The sequence below is a fragment of the Bifidobacterium canis genome (assembly GCF_009727065.1).
GTDB classification, from domain to species: domain Bacteria; phylum Actinomycetota; class Actinomycetes; order Actinomycetales; family Bifidobacteriaceae; genus Bifidobacterium; species Bifidobacterium canis.
In genome coordinates, this window is sequence record NZ_WNLP01000003.1 from 114,406 (window position 1) to 133,678 (window position 19,273).

Consider the following 19,273-nt stretch of genomic DNA (forward strand, 5'->3'; position numbering starts at 1 on the left):
TGGGTGCTGAAATCAGCACCCACCTCGTATTTTGCTGCGTGAACTATCTATCGGTAGTAATACTCGCTAATTAGCTACGAGCCTTGCGAACCAACAGCACAGCCGCGCCCAGCGTCAACGCGAGAGCTGCCAGTGCAGCGATAATCTGCGTTGAAGCGCCGGTGCTGGCAATCGCAGCGCCCACATATGGTTGCTGAGCTTCCTTCGCCGCGGTATCGGCAGGCTTGCTTGTGCCAGCAGCGGGCTGCTGAGCTGCGGTGTCATGCTTGCCGGAGGCAGCGTTATTGCCGGTGTTGCCAGCAGTTCCGGTATTGCCGGTATTTCCAGTATTACCAGTGTTTCCAGTATTTCCGGAATCGCCAGAGCCGGTCTCGCCAGTGTCTGCAGGAGTCTTCGCGGCGACCTTCACGGTGTAGGAGTCGGAGATCGACGGGTCAGACTTCAGCGTCACCGTCACCTTGGCGGCGTCGTTCGGCTTCGAGAAATCATAAGCCAGCAAATACTGATCCGGCATAAGAGCGACGGAACCCATGCCGCCTGCGTAATTGCCAACCACCTTCAGGTCGGCGTCGGCAATCGTGTCGCCAACCGTGTAGTCAGTCTTCACCGGAGTGATTCCCAGCGCGAAGATCTGCTTCTTCGCCAACGCGTTGATGGCGTCGTTCACCATCTTCGTAGCGGCGGTCACATCGTCTGCAGTGGCGTCACTGCCGGCGAGCAGCACATTGGCGGACTCAACCGCGTTGTCGAGCGCGGCGAGCGAGTCGTTCGTGTAGTCGTCGCGGGAAACGGCCTTGGCCTTGTCGATCGCGTCGGTGAGCGCAGTGGTGTCGGGCTTCGTGGTCTCGGCTTGAGTCTTCGTGAGCGAAATCTCGTCGATGCTGCCCCAATCTCCGGCAGCGAGCTTGCCGTTGATGGTGATAGTGGCAGTGCCGTCATCACCAACGGTCACCTGCACCTTCGGGCTGTTCCACTGTTTCCAGCCGGCGAGTTCGAAGTTCGCGGAATTCGTCTTGCCGTTGCCGTTGCCACTCAGCGTGAGCGGGTTGTCTGTGGAGTTGCCGCCCACGTATGCGCCCTCGCCCTTTGCGGTGAGCGTGTATTCGCCGGGTTCGAGGCCGGTGATCGTGCGGGTCACAGTGAACTCATACGGAGTGCTTGCCCAGAAGTCGAGCGCGCGTTTGCCGTCAGACGGGTTCTCCGTGCCGATTTTCACGCCGGTGCCGGAGAGGGCCCAGTCGGCGTCGTGAGTCTGATCTTCGAAACTGCCGTCGGTCACATAGTTCTCAGGAGTCGCGGCGTTCACCGTGATCGTGGCGGTGGCCGAATGGTTCGCCTTCGTGGTGCCGGTGATCGTGTATGTGCCAGCGCCGCGGATCCAGTCTGCGGCGGCGGTGTTCCACGTCACGTCTTCAGTCTCGTTCACGCCATCCTTATATTCAGCGGTCACCTGTGCGGGCAGCTTCGCCTTCACAGCGGCGATGACCGCGGCGTTGTCGCCGGAATCGTCAACGGAAATCGTCACTGGCGTGATCTGAGTGAACGTGTGGTCGGTGACTGCGCCGGTGCGCAGGTACTTCGGCGTGGCAAGCGACGGCAGTGCGGTGCCGTCAAACGCGAACAGTGCCTGATTGTCAACGCCGGATCCGCCCCAGTTCTTGCCTGCATCGGTTGGGTCGTATTCGCCAGCGGCCTTCGTCGCCCAGCCACCGCCGTATTCATTCCACTTCTTCACGAGCTCGGCGTTGGTCTTGCCGCCCGTGCCCACAGGAATCCAAGCGGGTTCCCAATAGAACACGCCAAGGCCGTCGTTCTCGCCGTCGCCGTCGTTGTCGCCGATGTTATTGACGGCATCGGAAACAGCGCGGAACTCGTCTGCCTGGCCTTGCGCGGAAATCGCGTATGTGTTGAGCGCGTCGGCAGACACCTTCGACGGCACGGTGTTCGAGTCGCCGTCGCCGTCTTCGAGCGTGTATGCCCACGAAGTCTCCGCTACCATGACGTCTTTGTGATACCTCTGAGCCACAGCCTTGAGCTGCTGCGTCAGATTCTCCGTCGTGCCATGCCAGAACGGGTAATATGAGCTGGCGAACACGTCGTAGTCAACGTTGTATTGATTGAGCGAATCCGCGCGCGTCAAATAATCCTTCTTCTCGGGGTTGGTGAAGTGAATCGCCACCTTTGCGCCCGGCAGCACTTCGCGCACGGCCTTCGAACCGGCGTTGAAAATCTGTGCCATGTTCTTCCAGCCCGAGATTCCGGCGATCTTCGAATTCGTTTCATTGCCGACCTGCACCATGCCAACGTCGACGCCGGCGTTCTTGAAGGTAGTGAGCGTCTGCTTGGTGTAGTTATACACGGCGTCGGCGGTTTTGGCGGTGTCGCCGTTAAAGCTCTTCCAAGCTTTCGGCACCTGCTGCTTGCCGGGATCGGCCCAGAAATCGGAGTAGTGGAAGTCGACGAGCACCTTGAGACCTGCCGCGGTGGCGCGTTTTGCCATAGCGAGCGCGCGGTCGGCGTTCACGTTGCCGCCGCCGTAGCCCTGACCGTCTGCGGTGAACGGGTCGTTCCATACGCGCAGGCGAACGTAGTTCCAGCCGTTGTCTTTGAGCAGTTTGAAGAGATCTTCGGTGGTGCCGTTGGCGTCTTTGAAGCTGACGCCGCTTTCCTCGAGAGACATCATTGACGAGATGTCCGCGCCGCCGATGAAGTCGGTGGGCAGGTTCTCGATTTTCTTCACATTGATATCTGCGTGCACTGCGGTGGCGTCTTCTGCGGCGTTCGCGGTGACCGCTGTGGCTGCGCAGACCGCGCCGCCCGTTGCCAGCATGGCAAGCGTTGCCATAGTGGCCAGTGTGGTGTGCATGAATCTTCTGTGATTCATATTGCTCCTTGATTTATTTCTCTGCTGTTTCTCTTATTTCTTGTTGTGTGTTATGGTTGTTTAAGAATTTGGTACAACAGTGTACCAAATCTCAATATTTCAGTATAGTAGCGTGTGTCAGCCAACGAAAATATGTGCCGAGGCGTGCTGAGTTTGGTATATTCGTCGAGTTAGCGCTTTGCGCAGATTGCCGAGCGTCTGTATCTGCCTCCTGCGGCACCGCTGCTTTCTGCGGCAATGCAACACGCCGGGCAGTCCATGTGTTGTTGTTCGCGGGGTTGTGTATATTTGATTGATGGTGTCTGGCCGTGAGGCTCAAACGTGCTGGGCAGTAAGCTTTCCAAGTGAATAAAGGAACAGATATGTACGCGATTGTGAAGGCCGGTGGCCATCAGGAAAAGGTCGAGGTCGGCGATACCATTCTCGTCAACCGTCTCGAAGCCAAGAACGGTGAAACCGTGGAGTTCCCGGTTGCGCTGGTTGTGGACGGCTCCAAGGTTGTGCTCGCGGCCGCTGATCTCGCGAAGATCTCCGTCAAGGGCGAGGTCGTCAACGACGATGCCAAGGGTCCGAAGATCCGCATCCAGAAGTTCAAGAACAAGACCGGCGTTGCCCGCCGCAAGGGCCATCGCCAGAAGCTGACTCAGGTCAAGATCACGGCAATCGCCTGATTTCGAGTTCAGCAGTCAGTTAGGTACCGAAAGGAACAACAATGGCACATAAGAAGGGCGCGTCCAGCTCGCGTAACGGTCGCGATTCAAATCCTCAATACCTCGGCGTGAAGAAGTTCGGCGGCGAAGCTGTTGTCGCTGGTAACATTCTCGTTCGTCAGCGTGGCACCAAGTTCCACCCAGGCCACAACGTTGGTCTCGGCAAGGATCACACGCTGTTCGCACTGGCCGACGGCAACGTTCGCTACGGCATCCGCCGCGATCGCAAGGTCGTCGACGTCGTTACCGAGTGACGCTGGCGTTCATAGCGCATAGTTTTTAGCAAGCCCCTGCATATGCGGGGGCTTTTGCATATCTGGCGGTGGGTTATGTGCATGTTGTCTCAGCCACATAGACAACTTGCACGGTTTGGGCAGCGTAAGTGTGCATGTTGTCGCGTTTGCTCAGACAGTATGACCATGTGAGAGTGTGTCTATGTGCATATTGTCGTCTTATCTGCGGCAACATGCACATTTTGGCGGCGCAGGCAGCCATGTTGTCTAAACTGACTAGACAACATGTGCATTCGGCGGAAAATGGTCATATTGTCTACGGACGTTATGCGACATGCACACTTTGGCGCAGGATTCGGTCGGCTTGTCCATTGAGTTTGGACAACTTGCACAGATTAGGTAGTAGAAACAGTCATGCTGTCTATCTGTGCTATACAACATGCACAGTTTGGCGGCGGGGATAGTCATATTGTCTAAGCGGACTAGACGAATTGCACAGTTTGGTGGCGGAAACTAGTTGTGTTGTTTATCTGCGTTAGACAACATGCGCGCAGGTTGCGGAAGAGATAGGCGCAGGCGCGGGTTGAAGCAAGCGGAACGGACTGAAATAGCAGCACAAAGCTTGAAATAGCAGCACATAGATAGAATGGGGCGTTATGAGTGATTTGTGGATCGTGTGACAGTGCATGTGAAGGGCGGCGACGGCGGCAATGGGTCGGCCGGTATTCGCCGCGAGAAATACAAGCCGCTGGCTGGGCCGAATGGCGGCAATGGCGGCAAGGGCGGCTCGGTGATTTTCGAGGCAGACCCGAACGCGAACTCGTTGCTTGACTTCCGTTTTGTGCCGCACCGCACTGCGGAAAGCGGCACGATGGGGCTCGGAGACACCAAAGACGGCTCACAGGGTGCAGACTTGATTCTTCCGGTGCCAGTCGGCACTGTGGTGTTCGAGGCGAAGGGCGCGCAAGGGCAGCCAAAGCACCCTGGCGCAGTGCTCGCTGATTTGCGTCATGCAGGCGACCGCTTCGTCGCTGCTGCAGGTGGCGCAGGCGGTTTGGGCAATGCGGCGCTCGCCAATAAAACGCGTCGCGCACCAGGGTTCGCGCTGCTCGGCGAGCCGGGTGAAGAGCGAGACCTGATTTTGGAGCTCAAGTCGATCGCAGACGTGGCATTGGTGGGCTTCCCGTCGGCAGGCAAGTCGTCGCTTATCGCGGCGATGTCGGCTGCCAAGCCGAAGATCGCGGACTACCCGTTCACCACGCTCGTGCCAAATCTGGGCGTCGTGCAGGCCGGCGATATGCGCTACACGATCGCCGACGTGCCGGGACTCATCCCGGGCGCCTCCCAGGGCAAGGGCCTCGGCTTGCAGTTCCTGCGTCACATTGAGCGCACGGAGATCATCGCGCACGTGATCGATTGCGCCACGATCGACCCCGATCGCGACCCGCTGAGCGACTACTACGCGCTCGAAAAGGAACTCGGAGAATACGCGAACGAGCTCGAACTGCCGCTCGGTGCGATCCCGATTCCTGAGCGTCCGCGAGTCATCATCCTCAATAAGGTAGATGTGCTCGACGCCAAGGAACTCGCCGACTTCGTGCGCCCGGACTTCGAGAAGCTCGATCTTCCGGTATATGAGATCTCAACCGCATCTCACGAAGGACTCAAAGAGCTCAACTTCGCGCTCGCCAAACTCGTCAAGCAGATGCGCGCGGATATTGCACAGCGCGAGGAAACCGTTGAGGAAGAGCGCGTGGTCATCAAACCGCTCGATGACGCGGCAACCCGCCGTCGCAACGGCCGTAACGCAGACGTTGCCGAGTTCGACATCGTGCGCGAAGATGACGGACACGGTAATTTCTGGTTCACCGTCACCGGCACGAAACCGGAACGCTGGGTGATGCAGACGAACTTCGACAACGACGAAGCTGTGGGTTACCTCGCCGACCGCCTCGCCAAGCTGGGCGTGGAAGACGCGCTGCGCAAGAAGGGCGCGCACGCCGGCGACGAAGTGCGCATTGGCCGCGGCGATCGAGCCGTTGCGTTCGACTGGGATCCGACGATTGCCGCCGGCGCCGAAATGCTCGACGGCGCGCAGCTCGGCTCGCGCGGTAATGATCTGCGTTTGCAGGAAGACAGCGGGCGTTCGCACAGGCGCACGAACACGGAGCGTCGTCGTGAATATCACGAGATGATGGACGCGCGCGCAGCAGTTCGCGCAGCCATGCAAGCCGAGCGCGAGGCCGGCCACTGGGCGGATCCGTCGGTGGACGACGACAAGCATGATGAGAAATCATTGTTCGGTCGCGGAGAATCTGAAGAAATGCAAGATTCCGACTCTGCTGAGTGAGCAAATAATAATAATTAATTATTAAAATACGGGGAGAATATGCAGGGCGAGTCAGAGCAGTCTGAACACAGCGCACAGACCGAGCGTACGGAACTTACGCAAGAAGAGGTTCGCCGCGCGGTGGCGAGTGCGCAAACCGTTGTGGTGAAAGTCGGTTCGAGCTCGCTCACGCAGCCGTCCGGGCACCTTGACGTCGACAAACTGGGCGCTCTCGTAGGCGCGATCGCACAGGTGTGCATGCTCGGCGGCAACATCGTGCTCGTGTCGTCGGGCGCAATCGCCGCAGGATTCGGCCCGCTCGGATTCGACTCCCGACCCACCGACGTGGCAACTCAGCAGGCAACCGCGTCGGTGGGGCAGGGGCTGCTGATGGCGCAGTACGAGATGGCGTTCGGGCAGTACGGCATACGTGTGGGGCAGCTGCTCATCACCGCCGAAGACACGATGCGGCCGCAGCAATACCGCAACGCTCGCCGCACAATGGCGAAACTGCTTGAGCTGGGAGTCGTGCCGATCGTCAACGAAAACGACGCGCTCGCCAGCAACGAGATTCGGTTTGGCGACAACGACCGGCTCTCCGCGCTGATCGCGAATATGGTGCGCGCCGACGCACTCGTGCTGCTCACCGACGTGGACGCGCTCTACACCGCTCCGCCGAGCGAACCTGGCTCGCATAAGATCACTTTCGTGCCGAATATCACTGCGATGCTCGACGACATTCGCGTGGGTGGTTCGGAGTCCGGCGTCGGCACCGGCGGCATGGTGACCAAACTCGAAGCCGCTCGAATGGCTGCCGTTTCAGGGATTCCGACGGTGCTGACCGCCGCTCCGAACGCCGGCCCCGCTTTGATGGGTGATGAGGTGGGCACTGCGTTCGCTCCCGTGAAGCAGCGCGGCTCGGCCCGCCGCCTGTGGATCAAGTTCGCGGCGCATCCGCGAGGCGTGCTCGTCGCCGATTCCGGTGCCGCCAATGCTGTGCGCGGCGGGCGTGCGAGTCTGCTCGCGGCCGGTGTGGTGGAGGCGCGCGGTGATTTCGCTGCCGGGGATCCGGTGTGGATCGACGATGAAAACGGCAACCATTTGGCACGCGGCTTGGCCGGCTACGATTCCGAGGAAATCCCGAACATGCTCGGGCGCAACACTTCGCAGCTGCGTCGCCTACTCGGTGAGGAATATGCCCACCCGCTCGTGCACCGCGACAATCTGGTACTGCTCTAACTGGTTTATTTTCCTCCTAGTTTGCTGGCGGGGATATAAAACTCTTCTAAAGCCAAGTATCATGAATCGCATTTCGTTGGAAAATAGCGGTTTTGCAGAACTGTATATTTGCCTATATTTGAGTTTTATATCCCGCCAGCAAACTCACCGACACGGTAGAGAAGTTCCTGTCATCTCTGGATTTGCCGTTTTAGCAGGTGGATTTGCTGTTTTTGCATAGATTTGATCCACTTTATAGGTAAAAACAGCAAAAGTATATGTCATAACAGCAAAAGATCCTGTTCTACTATTCTCTATTACAAGATTTGCCGTTTTGACAGGTAGATTTGATGTTTTTACCTATATTCAAGTCAATTTGTAAGTAAAAACAGCAAGAAGGGGTGTAGTAACGGCAAAAATACTTAGATTTGCTGTTTTCGCCATTGGATTTGCCGCTTTTACCTATTTGTAGAGTGCTTCGTAAGTCAAAACAGCAAAAGCAAAGGCGAAAACGGCGAAAGAGTTCGGTTTCGCCGTTTTCTATCTTGGATTTGCTGTTTTACATAGATTTAGGGCATTTTGTGAGTAAAAACGGCAACAGTATGTGTGATAACAGCGAAAGATCTTGTTTTGCTGTTTCCATCACTGGGTTTGCCGTTTTAGCAGAGTGATTTGCTGTTTTACCTATATTCAGGTTGATTTATAGGTAAAAACAGCAAAGATGCGCGTTAAAACAGCAAAAGTTCTTTGCTCTAGCGTACTGGTTTGCTGTTTTATGCAATTTTTGGCGGAGGGGCGCAGAGCATGATGTTCGCGTGGTGATATTGCTCAAGAGTTGTTGACTTGCAGAGATAGCATAGGGGCATGGCTACAGAACAACTCCCACTGTCAGATCGTATCAATAATGTGTCGCCGAGCGCGACCCTCGCCGTAGACTCCAAAGCGAAAGCTATGAAAGCAGCCGGAATCGACGTCGTGGTCTTCGGCGCCGGCGAGCCGAACTTCCCAACGCCAGAGCCAATCGTCGAAGTGGCGGCGGCGGCCGTGGTGAATCCGGCGAACTACAAATACACGCCGACGGCAGGTCTGCCGGAACTGCGCGAAGCAGTTGCGAAGAAAGTGCTGCGCGACTCCGGTTTCGAGGTCACGCCAGAGCAGGTCGTCGTTACCAATGGTGGTAAGCAGGCGGTGTATGAATCGTTCCAGTTGCTGCTCAACGACGGCGACGAAGTGATTGTGCCGACGCCGTATTGGACGAGCTACACCGAGATGGTGAAGCTCGCGGGCGGCAAGCCGGTGACCGTGTTCGCGGGCGCGGACGTGAACTTCGAGCCGAACATTGCAGACATTGAAGCGGCGCGTACCGAGCACACCAAGGCGATCGTCGTGACCACTCCAAACAATCCGACCGGTGCGGTGTGGAGCGAGAAAACCATTCGCGACATTGCGAATTGGGCACTTGAGCACAATATTTGGGTCATCAGTGACGAGATCTACGAACACCTCACTTACGACGGCGTGCACACGAGCTACATCGGTGCGGTCGTGCCGGAGATTCGCGAGCAGCTGATCATGCTCAACGGCGTGGCGAAGACCTACGCAATGCCAGGCTGGCGCGTCGGCTGGATGGTCGCGCCGGAGCGCGTGGCGAAGGCGGCGAGCAAGCTGCAGGGGCATATGACTTCGAACGTCAACAATATTGCTCAGCGCGCGGCTACCGCAGCAGTCGGCGGACCGCTCGACGCAGTGGCTGATATGCGCGATGCGTTCGACGTGCGCCGCCGCGCAATCGTCGACTCGCTCAACGAGATCGACGGCGTGTATTGCCCGATGCCGAAGGGCGCGTTCTATGCGTTCCCAGACATCTCAGGTCTGCTCAATCGTCCGATCGGTCCGAATAAGCAGACGTTCACGACGAGCGCGGACTTGGCTGCGGCTCTTCTTGAAGAAGGCCACGTTGCCGCGGTGCCGGGCGAGGCGTTCGGCGCGCCGGGGTATCTGCGCTTCTCGTACGCGGTCGCTGACGATCAGATCACCGAGGGCATGCGCCGCTTCAAGGAGTGGGCGGAGGCCTGAGTGAGCACACTGGGTGCTCTATTTTGCTGGCGGGGATATAAAACTCAGCTATATGCAAGTATGCGTGCATAAAAACCGCTATTTTCAACGAAATGCACGTTGAGATACTTGGCATTGTGCGAGTTTTATATCCCCGCCAGCAAAATGTGGAACGAAAGGCGAGAGTTCGCTGTGCAAAGTGTTGCGAAATGTGCGTGAAACGCGAAGACGGCACGCGCGATTGACTAAAGTCGGAAGAGTCCGCTACTATATCTTCTTGGCGGTTTTACCGAGCTGGAAACAGCGAGGCGAAATGCTTAGGGAAGTGGCGCAATTGGTAGCGCAACGGTCTCCAAAACCGTAGGTTGTGGGTTCGAGTCCCGCCTTCCCTGCAAATTGAGTCGAGTAAGACTAAGCCAACGGAGGGCGCATGGCAAAGAAAACAGATCACGGTGAAGAGGTAGTCAAGCCGAACATCTTCATGCGCATCGGCCTGTTCATCAAGCAGATCATCGACGAAATGCGCAAGGTCGTGACGCCGACGCGCAAGCAGCTGTTCATGTGGTCGCTCGCGGTGTTCATTTTCGTGGCGCTGCTGATGGTGTTCGTCACTGCTATGGACTTCGGTCTCGGCAAGTTGGCATTCCTCATCTTCGGCTGAGACTTACATAAACGTGAAGCAATTTAGGCATACTTCGGTATGCCTAAATTTTTGCATGTGATTACGCGCACTATGTCAATGTACCGCTCATGCTGGTATAGACATTGTGTATTCTAGACTGTAGTTTACAGACATTCTTATTCGTAGAAAATATAAAGGTGAAGCTGCATGACTGATGAAGTGAATCTGGAAAATATCGACAATCTGCCCGAAGACGCTGAGGAGACGAGCGGCGCGGCCATCAATCTCGATGCCGTGAGCGCTGATGACGCAGACGCTCAGACGGCTGATGACGTCAAGATTGATCAGGTTGAGGCTGCTTCGCCGAGCGAAGACGTGGCTGAAGGCATGGCATATGACGCAGTGAACGCCGCGGACTCCGCTCCCGCTGACGAGGCTGCTTCGGTTGAAGTCGATTCGTTGGACGATTCTGTTGATTCCTCCGCTGAAGGCGACGCCGACGCGCATTCCGACGGTACGACGGATGAGGCTGCGGATTCCGCCGACTCCAACGAGGCCAATGCCGAAGAGCCGGAAGAGGAAGACGCCGGCGCCAAGGCCGTCAAGGAATTCTCGAAGAGCCTGCGCACGCTGGAAGGCAAGTGGTACGTGCTCCACACCTATTCCGGTTACGAGAAGCGCGTGAAGAGCAACATCGAGTCGCGCGTGCAGAGCTTCGGTTTGGAAGACACGATCTTCCAGGTGGAAGTGCCGATGGAAGAGGTCGAAAAGCACACCGAGAAGGGTAAGAAGGTCGTCACCCGCGTGCGTGTGCCCGGCTATGTGCTCATCCGCATGTATCCAGATGAGAATGCACGTCGCATTGTTCGTGAGACCGAAGGCGTGACCGGCTTCGTGGGCCCGTCTCGCGAGCCTGCGCCGCTCAGCCGCAAGGAAGTCGTGTCGATGATGGCTCCGATGATCGCTTCTCAGGCTCTTAAGGAAGCTGGCGACAAGCCGGCAGCCGCCAAGAAGCGCACGATCGAGGTCTCCTACAAGGTCGGCGATCAGGTCACCGTCACCGATGGCCCATTCACGTCGATGTCTGCAGTGGTCTCCGACGTCGAGCCGACCACGCAGAAGCTCACCGTGCTCGTTTCCATCTTCGGCCGCGATACGCCGGTCGAGCTTGGTTTCGATCAGGTGCAGCGCCTCGATGCGTGAAACTAACCTGTGAAGCAATCGTCCCTGCCAGTGTGATCCTCATGCTGGCAGGGACGATTTGTTATTTGGGTTGCTCGCCTTGTGTTCGTCAATGTGCAGTGATAATTTTGATACGTTGTGTCTTGAGGGGCATTCTTTGTGATGCCTGCAAGATGCGGCTGTGAACAATATCGATTGCGGAAGGCGCCAAACGGTGCCGTTACCACCGCGTCATAGAAAGAAGAACCATACAATGGCTCCAAAGAAGAAAGTCTCGGCGCTGATTAAGCTCCAGATCGAGGCTGGCAAGGCCAATCCTGGCCAGAAGCTCGGCCCGGTTCTGGGTTCCCACGGCGTGAACATCATGGACTTCTGCAAGGCATACAATGCTGCTACGCAGGACAAGATGGGTCAGGTCATCCCAGTCGAGATCACCGTTTACGAAGACCGTTCTTTCACCTTCGTTCTCAAGACCCCGCCGGCTTCCGATCTGCTGAAGAAGGCCGCAGGCGTCAGCAAGGGTGCTTCCAACCCGCTCACCGGCAAGGTTGGTTCCGTCACCAAGGCCCAGGTCAAGGAAATCGCCGAGACCAAGATGGCCGATCTGTCCGCTCGTGACATCGATGCCGCAATGAAGATCATCGAAGGCTCCGCGCGTTCGATGGGCATCACGGTGAACGACTGAGCTGAGAGGATAGAGACAAATGGCTAAGCACTCCAAGAAGTATCGTGAAGCGGCCGAGCGCATTGACCGCAACAACCTGTACACCCCGGAAGAAGCTATCGCTCTGCTCAAGAGCATGCCGGAATACAACTTCGACCAGACCGTCGAAGCTGTGCTCCGCTTGAACGTCGACCCGCGCAAGGCCGACCAGCTCGTTCGTGGTTCCGTCAACCTGCCGAACGGCACCGGTAAGACCGCCAAGGTCCTCGTGTTCGCACGTGGCCCGAAGGCTACCGAGGCTCTCGAGGCTGGCGCCGACATCGTCGGTGATGACGACCTCGTGCAGAAGGTCGCCGACGGCTTCCTCGACTTCGACTCCGTCGTCGCCACCCCAGACATGATGGGCAAGGTCGGTCGTTTGGGCCGTGTGCTCGGTCCGCGTGGCCTCATGCCGAACCCGAAGACCGGCACGGTGACCATGGACGTCACCAAGGCGATCAAAGACATCAAGGGCGGCAAGGTCGACTTCCGTGTCGACAAGAACGGCAACCTGAGCTTCCTCTTCGGCAAGCTCTCGTTCACCGCTGAAGCTCTCGATCAGAACTTCCGCGCAGTGGCCGACGAGATCAAGCGTCTCAAGCCGTCCACTGTTAAGGGTCGCTACATCACGAAGGCTACGATCAGCTCGACGATGAATCCGGGCATCCCGGTCGACCCAGCTTCCCTCTGATTCGCACAGACCAATACTCTAGCGCATTAGAGCTGAACGCTGTATGGGCTCCACATGGTAATCATGTGGAGCCGATATATTTCTGCGGATATGCGCATCCGCAAATAAAGATGCCTGTGTACACTGTTGTACGCGGAAGTCGTGTGCAATAATCAAATGCGAACAATGCTCAAATAACTTAGCCAAAGAATAATGAGGAGGTCATGAGGTGCCAGAGATGCCAGATATTCTTGACCTTCTCGGCGGAGACATCGACGACAACGCGGTGAGCAGACTCGTGTTCGAATGCTTGATCTCCGGCATCGACGACGCGCGCGTGGTGTCACTGATGAATCTGATCGGCTGGCGCGGCAACTTCCAATGCTTCGCGCTTGGCGGCACGCCGGCGCAGTCCGCTACGGACACGTTCAATCAAATCGGCAGCGCGGTGCGTGATTTCGGCGGTTCGCACGCCGTTTTCGGTATGTATGGCAACTTCGCGATGGCGTGCGTGCAGCTCGAGGCGGCGGTGAGTCCGGAGATCGTCTGCACGGCGTCGCTGCCGGCGTTCGCGGAAAGCGACGCCGTGTATTTGAGCCCAGTGCGCGAAGGCGTGACCGGCGCAAGCCGAGCGGTACGCGAAACATTGTTCTCGCTGCAGGCGGCACCGTCGCTGACGAATCCATCGCGCCCATTGCGCGCAGACGAACTGCTGCCAGAGCGCGCGCTGCTCGGCGATGACGTTGCGCGCGAGGAGTTGTACCAGAACGTGTATCTCGTGCTGCACGGCGAGAGCGAAGATGATCCCTCGTACATCACCGTGTCAACGTTCCTCAAACACGGCGGCTCGCTCGAAGCCACCGCGAAAGAGCTCAACGTGCACCCGAACACTGTGCGCTACCGTCTCAAAAAAGCGGCGGAAACAACCGGCTGGGACGCGAATGACCCGCGTGACGCCTTCGTGCTCAACACGGCGATCGCGCTGGGGCGTATGCGTGCGGCGCGCGCATAATACGCGCTGTGCAAACGCAATCTATAATCGAACACATGACTAGCATTCTGACCGGTGATTATTCGAAAACACGAGCTCTCGCACACGTAATTTCTCTCGACACAGTATCTTCTACGAATGATTACGCTGCGCAACTCGTGTCAAACGGTCAGTTTTCACGTGACGGCGTGACTGTGGTGTTCGCGCAAACGCAGACCGCAGGCAGGGGACGTCTCGATCACACATGGATGTCGGCGCCAGGCAAATCGTTCATCGGATCCTTCATCAGCGCGGTCAACGCGGATCTCGCCAAGAACCCGAAGCTCAACGGCTGGTTGCAGATGATCGCCGGCCTCTCTGTGATCGACGCGCTTCGCCACACCGTTGCGCACACGAACTTGGAATGGCGCAACGAAGCGGGTGGCATGCGCAACGACGTGCTGCTCAAATGGCCGAACGACATCGTGTATCACGGCATGAAGCTCGGCGGTATTCTCGCGCAACTCGTGCAATTGCCGAATGATTCGAGCACGATGGCGGTCATCTTCGGCGTCGGCTTGAACCTCGACGTGTCGCCGGCGGAGCTGCCGACACCGGAGTCGACGTCGTTGCAACTGGTGACGCAGTGCACGCCGGGCACCGCGTTCCCGCCCGTTCGCATGCTCGCGGACTACATCGCCGCAAGCACTGTGCAGGGTTTGGAGAAACGGCTATGGGAGTTTGGCATGCACCCAGACACGTATGCTCAGGACCTGCACAAGCGCGTGCTCGAAGAATGCTGGACGCTTGGCAAGGCCATCGTGGTGCATTATGCGGATGGCACGACGCAGCTCGGTGTTGCGCGCACGATCAACTCCGATGCTTCGCTGACGATGACCGATGACAGCAACAAGCCGCACATCGTGCAAACCGCCGACGTAGGCGTGCTTCCGGTGGAACTGTAGCGTTTTAAGCAACGGAGGATGCAGAGTAGCTGGCTGCGGCGGCTAGAAGAGAGGCGAGGGCGATTTTGAGGAGATCGCCCGGCACGAAGGCGAGCGTCGACGCCGCGGTGACGCTCAGCGGCATGCCCGTTACCGTGGATTGGAAGGCCGCGCCAAAGAAATAGCCCACGATCAGGAAGCCGAAGGTGCATGCCGTGGCATAGCGCAAGGCACGCAACGCGTATCGCCAAACTGCATGAGCGATTGGATGTGAAGTGATGCCGCAGCGCAGCGCGTACACTGCATGCCGCCACGTGGTTCGCGGGGTCGAATCCAATGTAGTTCCAAAGCTTGAGGCGCCCAATACGGCACTTTCTGCACAAGGTTCAGCGCAGTTTCGCGCAGGCTCAACCTGCGGGTTCACCGTGGCGGTAGCGTGATATACGGCTGGCGAATCTGATTTGTGTGCGCTCGCAGTTGGCGCATGCTTGCCGGCGAGCACCGACGCAACGATGACCGATGGCAGGAATCCGATCAAAAAGCCGCCGGAAGGTCCGATCAAAGTCAATGTGGAGCCGCCACCTGCGAATACCGGCACACCGGCTGCACCCAGACCCAGATACATGATCGCGCCGGCGCCTGCGCGCTGCCAGCCCAGTGTCAACGCGGCGAGCATCAGCACGAAAGTCTGCAATGTGATTGGCACAGGCGTTCCCGGCACTGGAATCTTACCGACTGCGGTCGCTCCGCACAGCAATGCTGTGACGATGATGGACGGCAATACCGCACGCAGCAGAGCACGGCGTGACATGGATCGTGTGGCGGTGAGCAAGGTTTCGCGCATCGTTCCTTCTTTCTTGCGATCTTCTCTGCGCGCTCGGCAGTCGCCTGCCCGAGGGAAGGCGCAATCTGCCGAGCACAACAGATGAAATGCATATGTTTATGCATATTTGCATGCAAAGTTGCATAGTCTTGATTTCTGTGGACGGCGTTTCGCATCGTGAAATTAGGTAATTACTCTTCTTCTGTAGTATTTCTAGAAAATCCGGGGTTGCTCACAACACAATCCATGAGAAATTCTTGGTGCGAAAACCGTTGGAAATCAAGCGATGTGGACATCGTAGACAGAAGCGCGTGAATTTCGTTTTGTAGACGTCGCCAAAAACAAACGCCGAGTTTTGTTTATTCGAACGTTTCGAGAGTATTCAAATAAGAGCATGGTTATTCACCATGACCGATTTTGTCTCCAAGCTCTTGATCGCCAACCGCGGCGAGATCGCATTGCGCGTGGTGCGCACGGCGCGCGAGATGGGCATTCCCACCGTCGTCGTGTACGCCGAACAGGATCGCCACTCGCAATATGTGCAGATGGCCGACGAAGCCTATCTGCTCTCCGGTGACACATACGCCGATACCTACCTCAACGAAGATCTGCTCATCAGCATTCTCAAACGCAGCGGCGCAGACGCCGTGCACCCCGGCTACGGCTTCCTCTCCGAAGTGCCGAGCTTCGCCGACAAAGTGGTTGAAGCCGGCGCCACCTGGGTTGGCCCGTCTTCACGCGCGCTCACCGATCTGGGAGACAAGATCAGCGCCCGACGCGTCGCCCTCTACGCCAAAGTGCCTCCCGTTCCGGGCCTCTCGAACTCGCTCGGAGACATGCGCGTGCTGCTCGACTTCGCGCACACGCACGGCTACCCGCTGATGCTCAAGCGAACGGATGGCGGCGGCGGACGCGGCATCACGCTCGTGCGCAGCGACGACGAACTGCGCGGATTCTACCTGAACCACAACGCCGTGCAGGGCGGCGACCTCGACGAATATTTCGTCGAACGATTCATCGACCACGGTCGCCACGTGGAAACGCAGTGCGGCCGCGACTCACACGGCAATTTCACCGTCTATTCGACGCGCGACTGCTCGGTGCAGCGCCGCAACCAGAAGCTCATCGAAGAGGCTCCGGCTCCGTACCTCGACGACGACGTGCTCGCACAGCTGCACGAATATTCGCGCCGTCTGTTCAACGCCGTCAACTACGTGGGGCTCGGCACATGCGAATTTATGGTGACTGATACCGGCAAAGTGTATTTCTTGGAAGTGAATCCACGCCTGCAGGTGGAGCACACGGTGAGCGAGGAAGTGAGCGGCCTTGACTTGGTGCGCGAACAGCTCACGATTGCTTCCGGCGGCGAGATCTCGCCAGAACCGCCGTCTCGCGGTCACAGCTTCGAACTGCGCATCACCAGCGAAGACCCGAACACGAATCTGACGCCGAGCTCCGGCACGCTCGAACGTGTGCTCTGGCCGGCTGGCCCGGGCGTACGCGTGGACTCCGGCGTGGTTGAGGGCGACACGATCTCACCTAAATTCGATTCGATGATGGGCAAGCTCATCGTTACCGCTAGTGACCGTGAGGCCGCTGTAGCTCGCGTGCGCCGCGCGCTCGACGAGCTGAAGATCGAAGGCGTGCCGACGCCGATCGAACTCTATAAGCAGATTTTCAACGACGACGAGTTCACCGGCGAGCACGGCCACGACTTCGACGTGAGCACGAAGTGGCTGGAACGCAAATACCTGAACCACGAGCCGGCTTCCGCTCACGGCGGCCAACCCGCGTCGCTCGACTCCACCGCGACTTCCGCGGACGTGCAACCCGAGCATAGCGAGCAGTTCGTGATCGAGATGAACAATCGTCGTGTCGTGCTCAATGTGCCGAGCGACATGTTCGCGAATCTGACCGGCGGTGCGCATTCGCGCGCTGACCGCAGGCCGACGCAACCGCTGCGCGGGCAGGGTTCGCATCACGTGGATCGCAAGAACGCGCACAATGCCGAACGCCCCGGCGTGATCTCCGCGCCGATGCAGGCGTTGGTGACGCGCATCAACGTGAGCGAAGGGCAGGAAGTCTCAAAAGGCGACCTGCTGGTGGTGCTCGAGTCGATGAAGATGGAGAACTACGTGTATTCGCCCACGAATGGCACGGTCAAAGAGATCTTCGCGTGCCCAGCCACCGGCGTCGAGGCCGGTGAGACGTTGCTGACGATGGACGTCGCCGGCGCGCACGACAAGCAAAGCACACAAAACAAGTCGCAGGAGGAGGCGTGACCAATGACCGACAGCATTGACGCAAACATCGCGACGCTCGACAGCGCAGCCGCTGGCACGGCGAACGGTGGTGCAGGCAACCGCCAGCCGATTCGCCCAGCCGTGCTCAAAGCCTCAGAACTCGCGCGCGACGCCGAAACCAAGGCGCGTGACCGCCAGCATGTCAAAGGCAAGTTCACCGCGCGCGAGCGCCTCGACCTGCTGCTCGACTCCGGCACGTTCGAAGAGATCGGACGCTTCCGCGGCGGCGACATCAACAGGGGAGTGGCAGGCTCGGCGGTCATCACCGGTTTCGGCGAGGTCTATGGCCGCAAGGTGGCCGTGTATGCGCAGGATTTCTCGGTGCGCGGCGGTTCGCTTGGCGTGGCCGAGGGGCGCAAGATCTGCCATCTGATGGATCAGGCGCTGAGCTTGCGCGTGCCGATCATCGCATTGATCGACTCCGGCGGCGCTCGCATTCAGGAGGGCGTCGCGGCGCTCACCGAATACGGCAACATCTTCCGCAAGACCTGCGAGGCGAGCGGCTTCGTGCCGCAGATCTCGCTTATTCTGGGGCCCTGCGCGGGCGGCGCGGTGTATTGCCCCGCGCTCACCGACTTGATCATCATGACCCGCGAGAACTCGAACATGTTCGTCACCGGCCCCGACGTGATCAAGGCGTCCACCGGCGAGTCGATCAGCATGGACGATCTCGGCGGCGGCCTCGTGCACAATGTGAAATCCGGTGTCGCGCACTACTTGGGTGCCGACGAAGCCGACGCGATTGACTACGCGCGCACTGTGCTCGCATACTTGCCGTCGAACAGTGAGGAGCAGGCGCCCACGTACGCGTATATGGCGACGCGCGCCGACCACGAGATCGCGCAGCGACTGGGCACGATCGTTCCCGAAAACGATCGCCAGCCATACGATGTGCTCGATGTGATCCGCTGCATTGTGGACTACGGCGAGTTCGTGCAGGTGCACGAACTGTTCGCGCAGTCCGCGGTCGTCGGATTCGCATGCATCGACGGGCATCCGGTCGGCATCGTCGCCAATCAGCCGAACGTCAACGCCGGCTCGCTCGACGTGGATTCGTCGGAGAAGGTCGCGCGTTTCGTGCGCTTGTGCGACGCGTTCAATCTGCCGATTATCACGCTCGTTGACACTCCCGGCTACAAGCCGGGCGCACAGCAGGAACACGCGGGTATTATTCGCCGCGGCGCGAAGGTCATCTATGCGTATGCGAACGCACAAGTGCCGCTCGTCACGATCATCCTACGCAAAGCCTATGGCGGCGCATACATCGTGATGGGTTCGAAGGCGATCGGCGCGGATCTCAACTACGCGTGGCCGACGAGTCAGATCGCAGTGCTCGGCGCGGCGGGAGCGGTCAATATTATTCACCGCAAAGACTTGCAGAAGGCGAAAGACGCGGGACTCGACGTGAACGAAGTGCGCGCGAACTACATCGCCGACTACGAGAACACGACGGTGAACGCGAACCTGTCGATGGAAACCGGTCAGGTAGACGCGATGATCGACCCGGAGCAGACGCGCGACGTGCTCGTCGAATCACTGCGCACGCTCGCCTCGAAACGCAGAGTCAGCCGCACGCCCAAACACCACGGCAACCAACCGCTCTAAATGCTTCCGCTGGCATGCGAAA

The 19,273-nt window shown here is 58.3% G+C and carries 13 protein-coding genes, 1 tRNA gene and 2 pseudogenes; 14 read left to right on the forward strand and 2 right to left on the reverse strand.

Annotated features, from left to right (window positions below; genetic code table 11):
- Nucleotides 1–70 precede the first annotated feature (70 nt).
- Nucleotides 71–2,884 (reverse strand): glycosyl hydrolase 53 family protein, encoded by a 2,814-nt coding sequence (locus tag GSD1FS_RS04350; RefSeq protein WP_246165817.1) that lies wholly within the window; start codon nt 2,882–2,884, stop codon nt 71–73.
- Between the two features lie 362 nt (nt 2,885–3,246).
- Between GSD1FS_RS04350 and rplU the strand changes: the two genes are divergently transcribed.
- The 12 genes and pseudogenes from rplU to GSD1FS_RS10405 form a co-directional block, all read left to right on the forward strand.
- Nucleotides 3,247–3,555, forward strand: a complete 309-nt coding sequence (rplU, locus tag GSD1FS_RS04355; RefSeq protein ID WP_155588551.1) for a 50S ribosomal protein L21 — start codon at nt 3,247–3,249, stop codon at nt 3,553–3,555.
- 41 nt (nt 3,556–3,596) lie between these two features.
- Entirely contained in the window at nt 3,597–3,848 is a 252-nt protein-coding gene (rpmA, locus tag GSD1FS_RS04360; RefSeq protein WP_155588552.1) for a 50S ribosomal protein L27, read from the forward strand.
- A gap of 646 nt (nt 3,849–4,494) precedes the next feature.
- Nucleotides 4,495–6,177 (forward strand): GTPase ObgE, encoded by a 1,683-nt coding sequence (gene obgE, locus GSD1FS_RS04365; RefSeq protein WP_343030196.1) that lies wholly within the window; start codon nt 4,495–4,497, stop codon nt 6,175–6,177.
- A gap of 39 nt (nt 6,178–6,216) precedes the next feature.
- Nucleotides 6,217–7,395, forward strand: a complete 1,179-nt coding sequence (gene proB / locus GSD1FS_RS04370; protein WP_155588553.1) for a glutamate 5-kinase — start codon at nt 6,217–6,219, stop codon at nt 7,393–7,395.
- Nucleotides 7,396–8,238: 843 nt separating this feature from the next.
- Nucleotides 8,239–9,450, forward strand: a complete 1,212-nt coding sequence (locus GSD1FS_RS04375; protein ID WP_155588554.1) for a pyridoxal phosphate-dependent aminotransferase — start codon at nt 8,239–8,241, stop codon at nt 9,448–9,450.
- A gap of 298 nt (nt 9,451–9,748) precedes the next feature.
- Nucleotides 9,749–9,821 (forward strand) — tRNA-Trp (locus GSD1FS_RS04380).
- A 38-nt stretch (nt 9,822–9,859) separates the two neighbouring features.
- Nucleotides 9,860–10,090, forward strand: coding sequence for a preprotein translocase subunit SecE (gene secE, locus GSD1FS_RS04385; RefSeq protein WP_155588555.1), 231 nt, complete (start codon nt 9,860–9,862; stop codon nt 10,088–10,090).
- A 168-nt stretch (nt 10,091–10,258) separates the two neighbouring features.
- Nucleotides 10,259–11,254, forward strand: coding sequence for a transcription termination/antitermination protein NusG (gene nusG, locus GSD1FS_RS04390; RefSeq protein ID WP_196425030.1), 996 nt, complete (start codon nt 10,259–10,261; stop codon nt 11,252–11,254).
- A gap of 232 nt (nt 11,255–11,486) precedes the next feature.
- Nucleotides 11,487–11,918: a 50S ribosomal protein L11 gene (gene rplK, locus GSD1FS_RS04395; RefSeq protein ID WP_155588556.1), complete on the forward strand. Its 432-nt coding sequence runs from the start codon at nt 11,487–11,489 to the stop codon at nt 11,916–11,918.
- Nucleotides 11,919–11,937: 19 nt separating this feature from the next.
- The gene (gene rplA, locus GSD1FS_RS04400; protein WP_155588557.1) at nt 11,938–12,627 is read left to right on the forward strand and encodes a 50S ribosomal protein L1; all 690 of its coding nucleotides are present in this window, start codon (nt 11,938–11,940) and stop codon (nt 12,625–12,627) included.
- Between the two features lie 217 nt (nt 12,628–12,844).
- A complete protein-coding gene (locus GSD1FS_RS04405; RefSeq protein ID WP_155588558.1) occupies nt 12,845–13,618 on the forward strand; it encodes a PucR family transcriptional regulator in 774 nt (257 codons plus the stop codon).
- A gap of 35 nt (nt 13,619–13,653) precedes the next feature.
- Nucleotides 13,654–14,148, forward strand: a pseudogene (locus tag GSD1FS_RS10405) (biotin--[acetyl-CoA-carboxylase] ligase); the annotation flags it as partial.
- A 397-nt stretch (nt 14,149–14,545) separates the two neighbouring features.
- Here the strand turns inward: GSD1FS_RS10405 and GSD1FS_RS09750 are convergent.
- A complete protein-coding gene (locus tag GSD1FS_RS09750; protein WP_246165819.1) occupies nt 14,546–15,364 on the reverse strand; it encodes a biotin transporter BioY in 819 nt (272 codons plus the stop codon).
- Nucleotides 15,365–15,750: 386 nt separating this feature from the next.
- Here GSD1FS_RS09750 and GSD1FS_RS04425 point away from each other — a divergent pair, with 386 nt between their 5' ends.
- Both GSD1FS_RS04425 and GSD1FS_RS04430 read left to right on the forward strand, forming a co-directional pair.
- On the forward strand, nt 15,751–17,625 hold the full coding sequence (locus GSD1FS_RS04425; protein ID WP_155588560.1) for an acetyl/propionyl/methylcrotonyl-CoA carboxylase subunit alpha: 1,875 nt from the start codon (nt 15,751–15,753) through the stop codon (nt 17,623–17,625).
- An 84-nt stretch (nt 17,626–17,709) separates the two neighbouring features.
- Nucleotides 17,710–19,251: pseudogene (locus GSD1FS_RS04430) on the forward strand (acyl-CoA carboxylase subunit beta); the annotation flags it as partial.
- Between the last annotated feature and the right edge of the window lie 22 nt (nt 19,252–19,273).

Excerpts from the sequence above, each read along its gene's own strand:
- GSD1FS_RS04375 (WP_155588554.1), top strand. The coding sequence starts at position 8,239 with ATGGCTACAGAACAACTCCCACTGTCAGATCGTATCAATAATGTGTCG.
- rplA (WP_155588557.1), top strand. The coding sequence starts at position 11,938 with ATGGCTAAGCACTCCAAGAAGTATCGTGAAGCGGCCGAGCGCATTGAC.
- rpmA (WP_155588552.1), top strand. The coding sequence starts at position 3,597 with ATGGCACATAAGAAGGGCGCGTCCAGCTCGCGTAACGGTCGCGATTCA.
- rplU (WP_155588551.1), top strand. The coding sequence starts at position 3,247 with ATGTACGCGATTGTGAAGGCCGGTGGCCATCAGGAAAAGGTCGAGGTC.
- GSD1FS_RS04405 (WP_155588558.1), top strand. The coding sequence starts at position 12,845 with ATGCCAGATATTCTTGACCTTCTCGGCGGAGACATCGACGACAACGCG.
- nusG (WP_196425030.1), top strand. The coding sequence starts at position 10,259 with ATGACTGATGAAGTGAATCTGGAAAATATCGACAATCTGCCCGAAGAC.
- secE (WP_155588555.1), top strand. The coding sequence starts at position 9,860 with ATGGCAAAGAAAACAGATCACGGTGAAGAGGTAGTCAAGCCGAACATC.
- GSD1FS_RS04350 (WP_246165817.1), bottom strand. The coding sequence starts at position 2,884 with ATGAATCACAGAAGATTCATGCACACCACACTGGCCACTATGGCAACG.
- proB (WP_155588553.1), top strand. The coding sequence starts at position 6,217 with ATGCAGGGCGAGTCAGAGCAGTCTGAACACAGCGCACAGACCGAGCGT.
- GSD1FS_RS09750 (WP_246165819.1), bottom strand. The coding sequence starts at position 15,364 with ATGCGCGAAACCTTGCTCACCGCCACACGATCCATGTCACGCCGTGCT.
- GSD1FS_RS04425 (WP_155588560.1), top strand. The coding sequence starts at position 15,751 with ATGACCGATTTTGTCTCCAAGCTCTTGATCGCCAACCGCGGCGAGATC.
- rplK (WP_155588556.1), top strand. The coding sequence starts at position 11,487 with ATGGCTCCAAAGAAGAAAGTCTCGGCGCTGATTAAGCTCCAGATCGAG.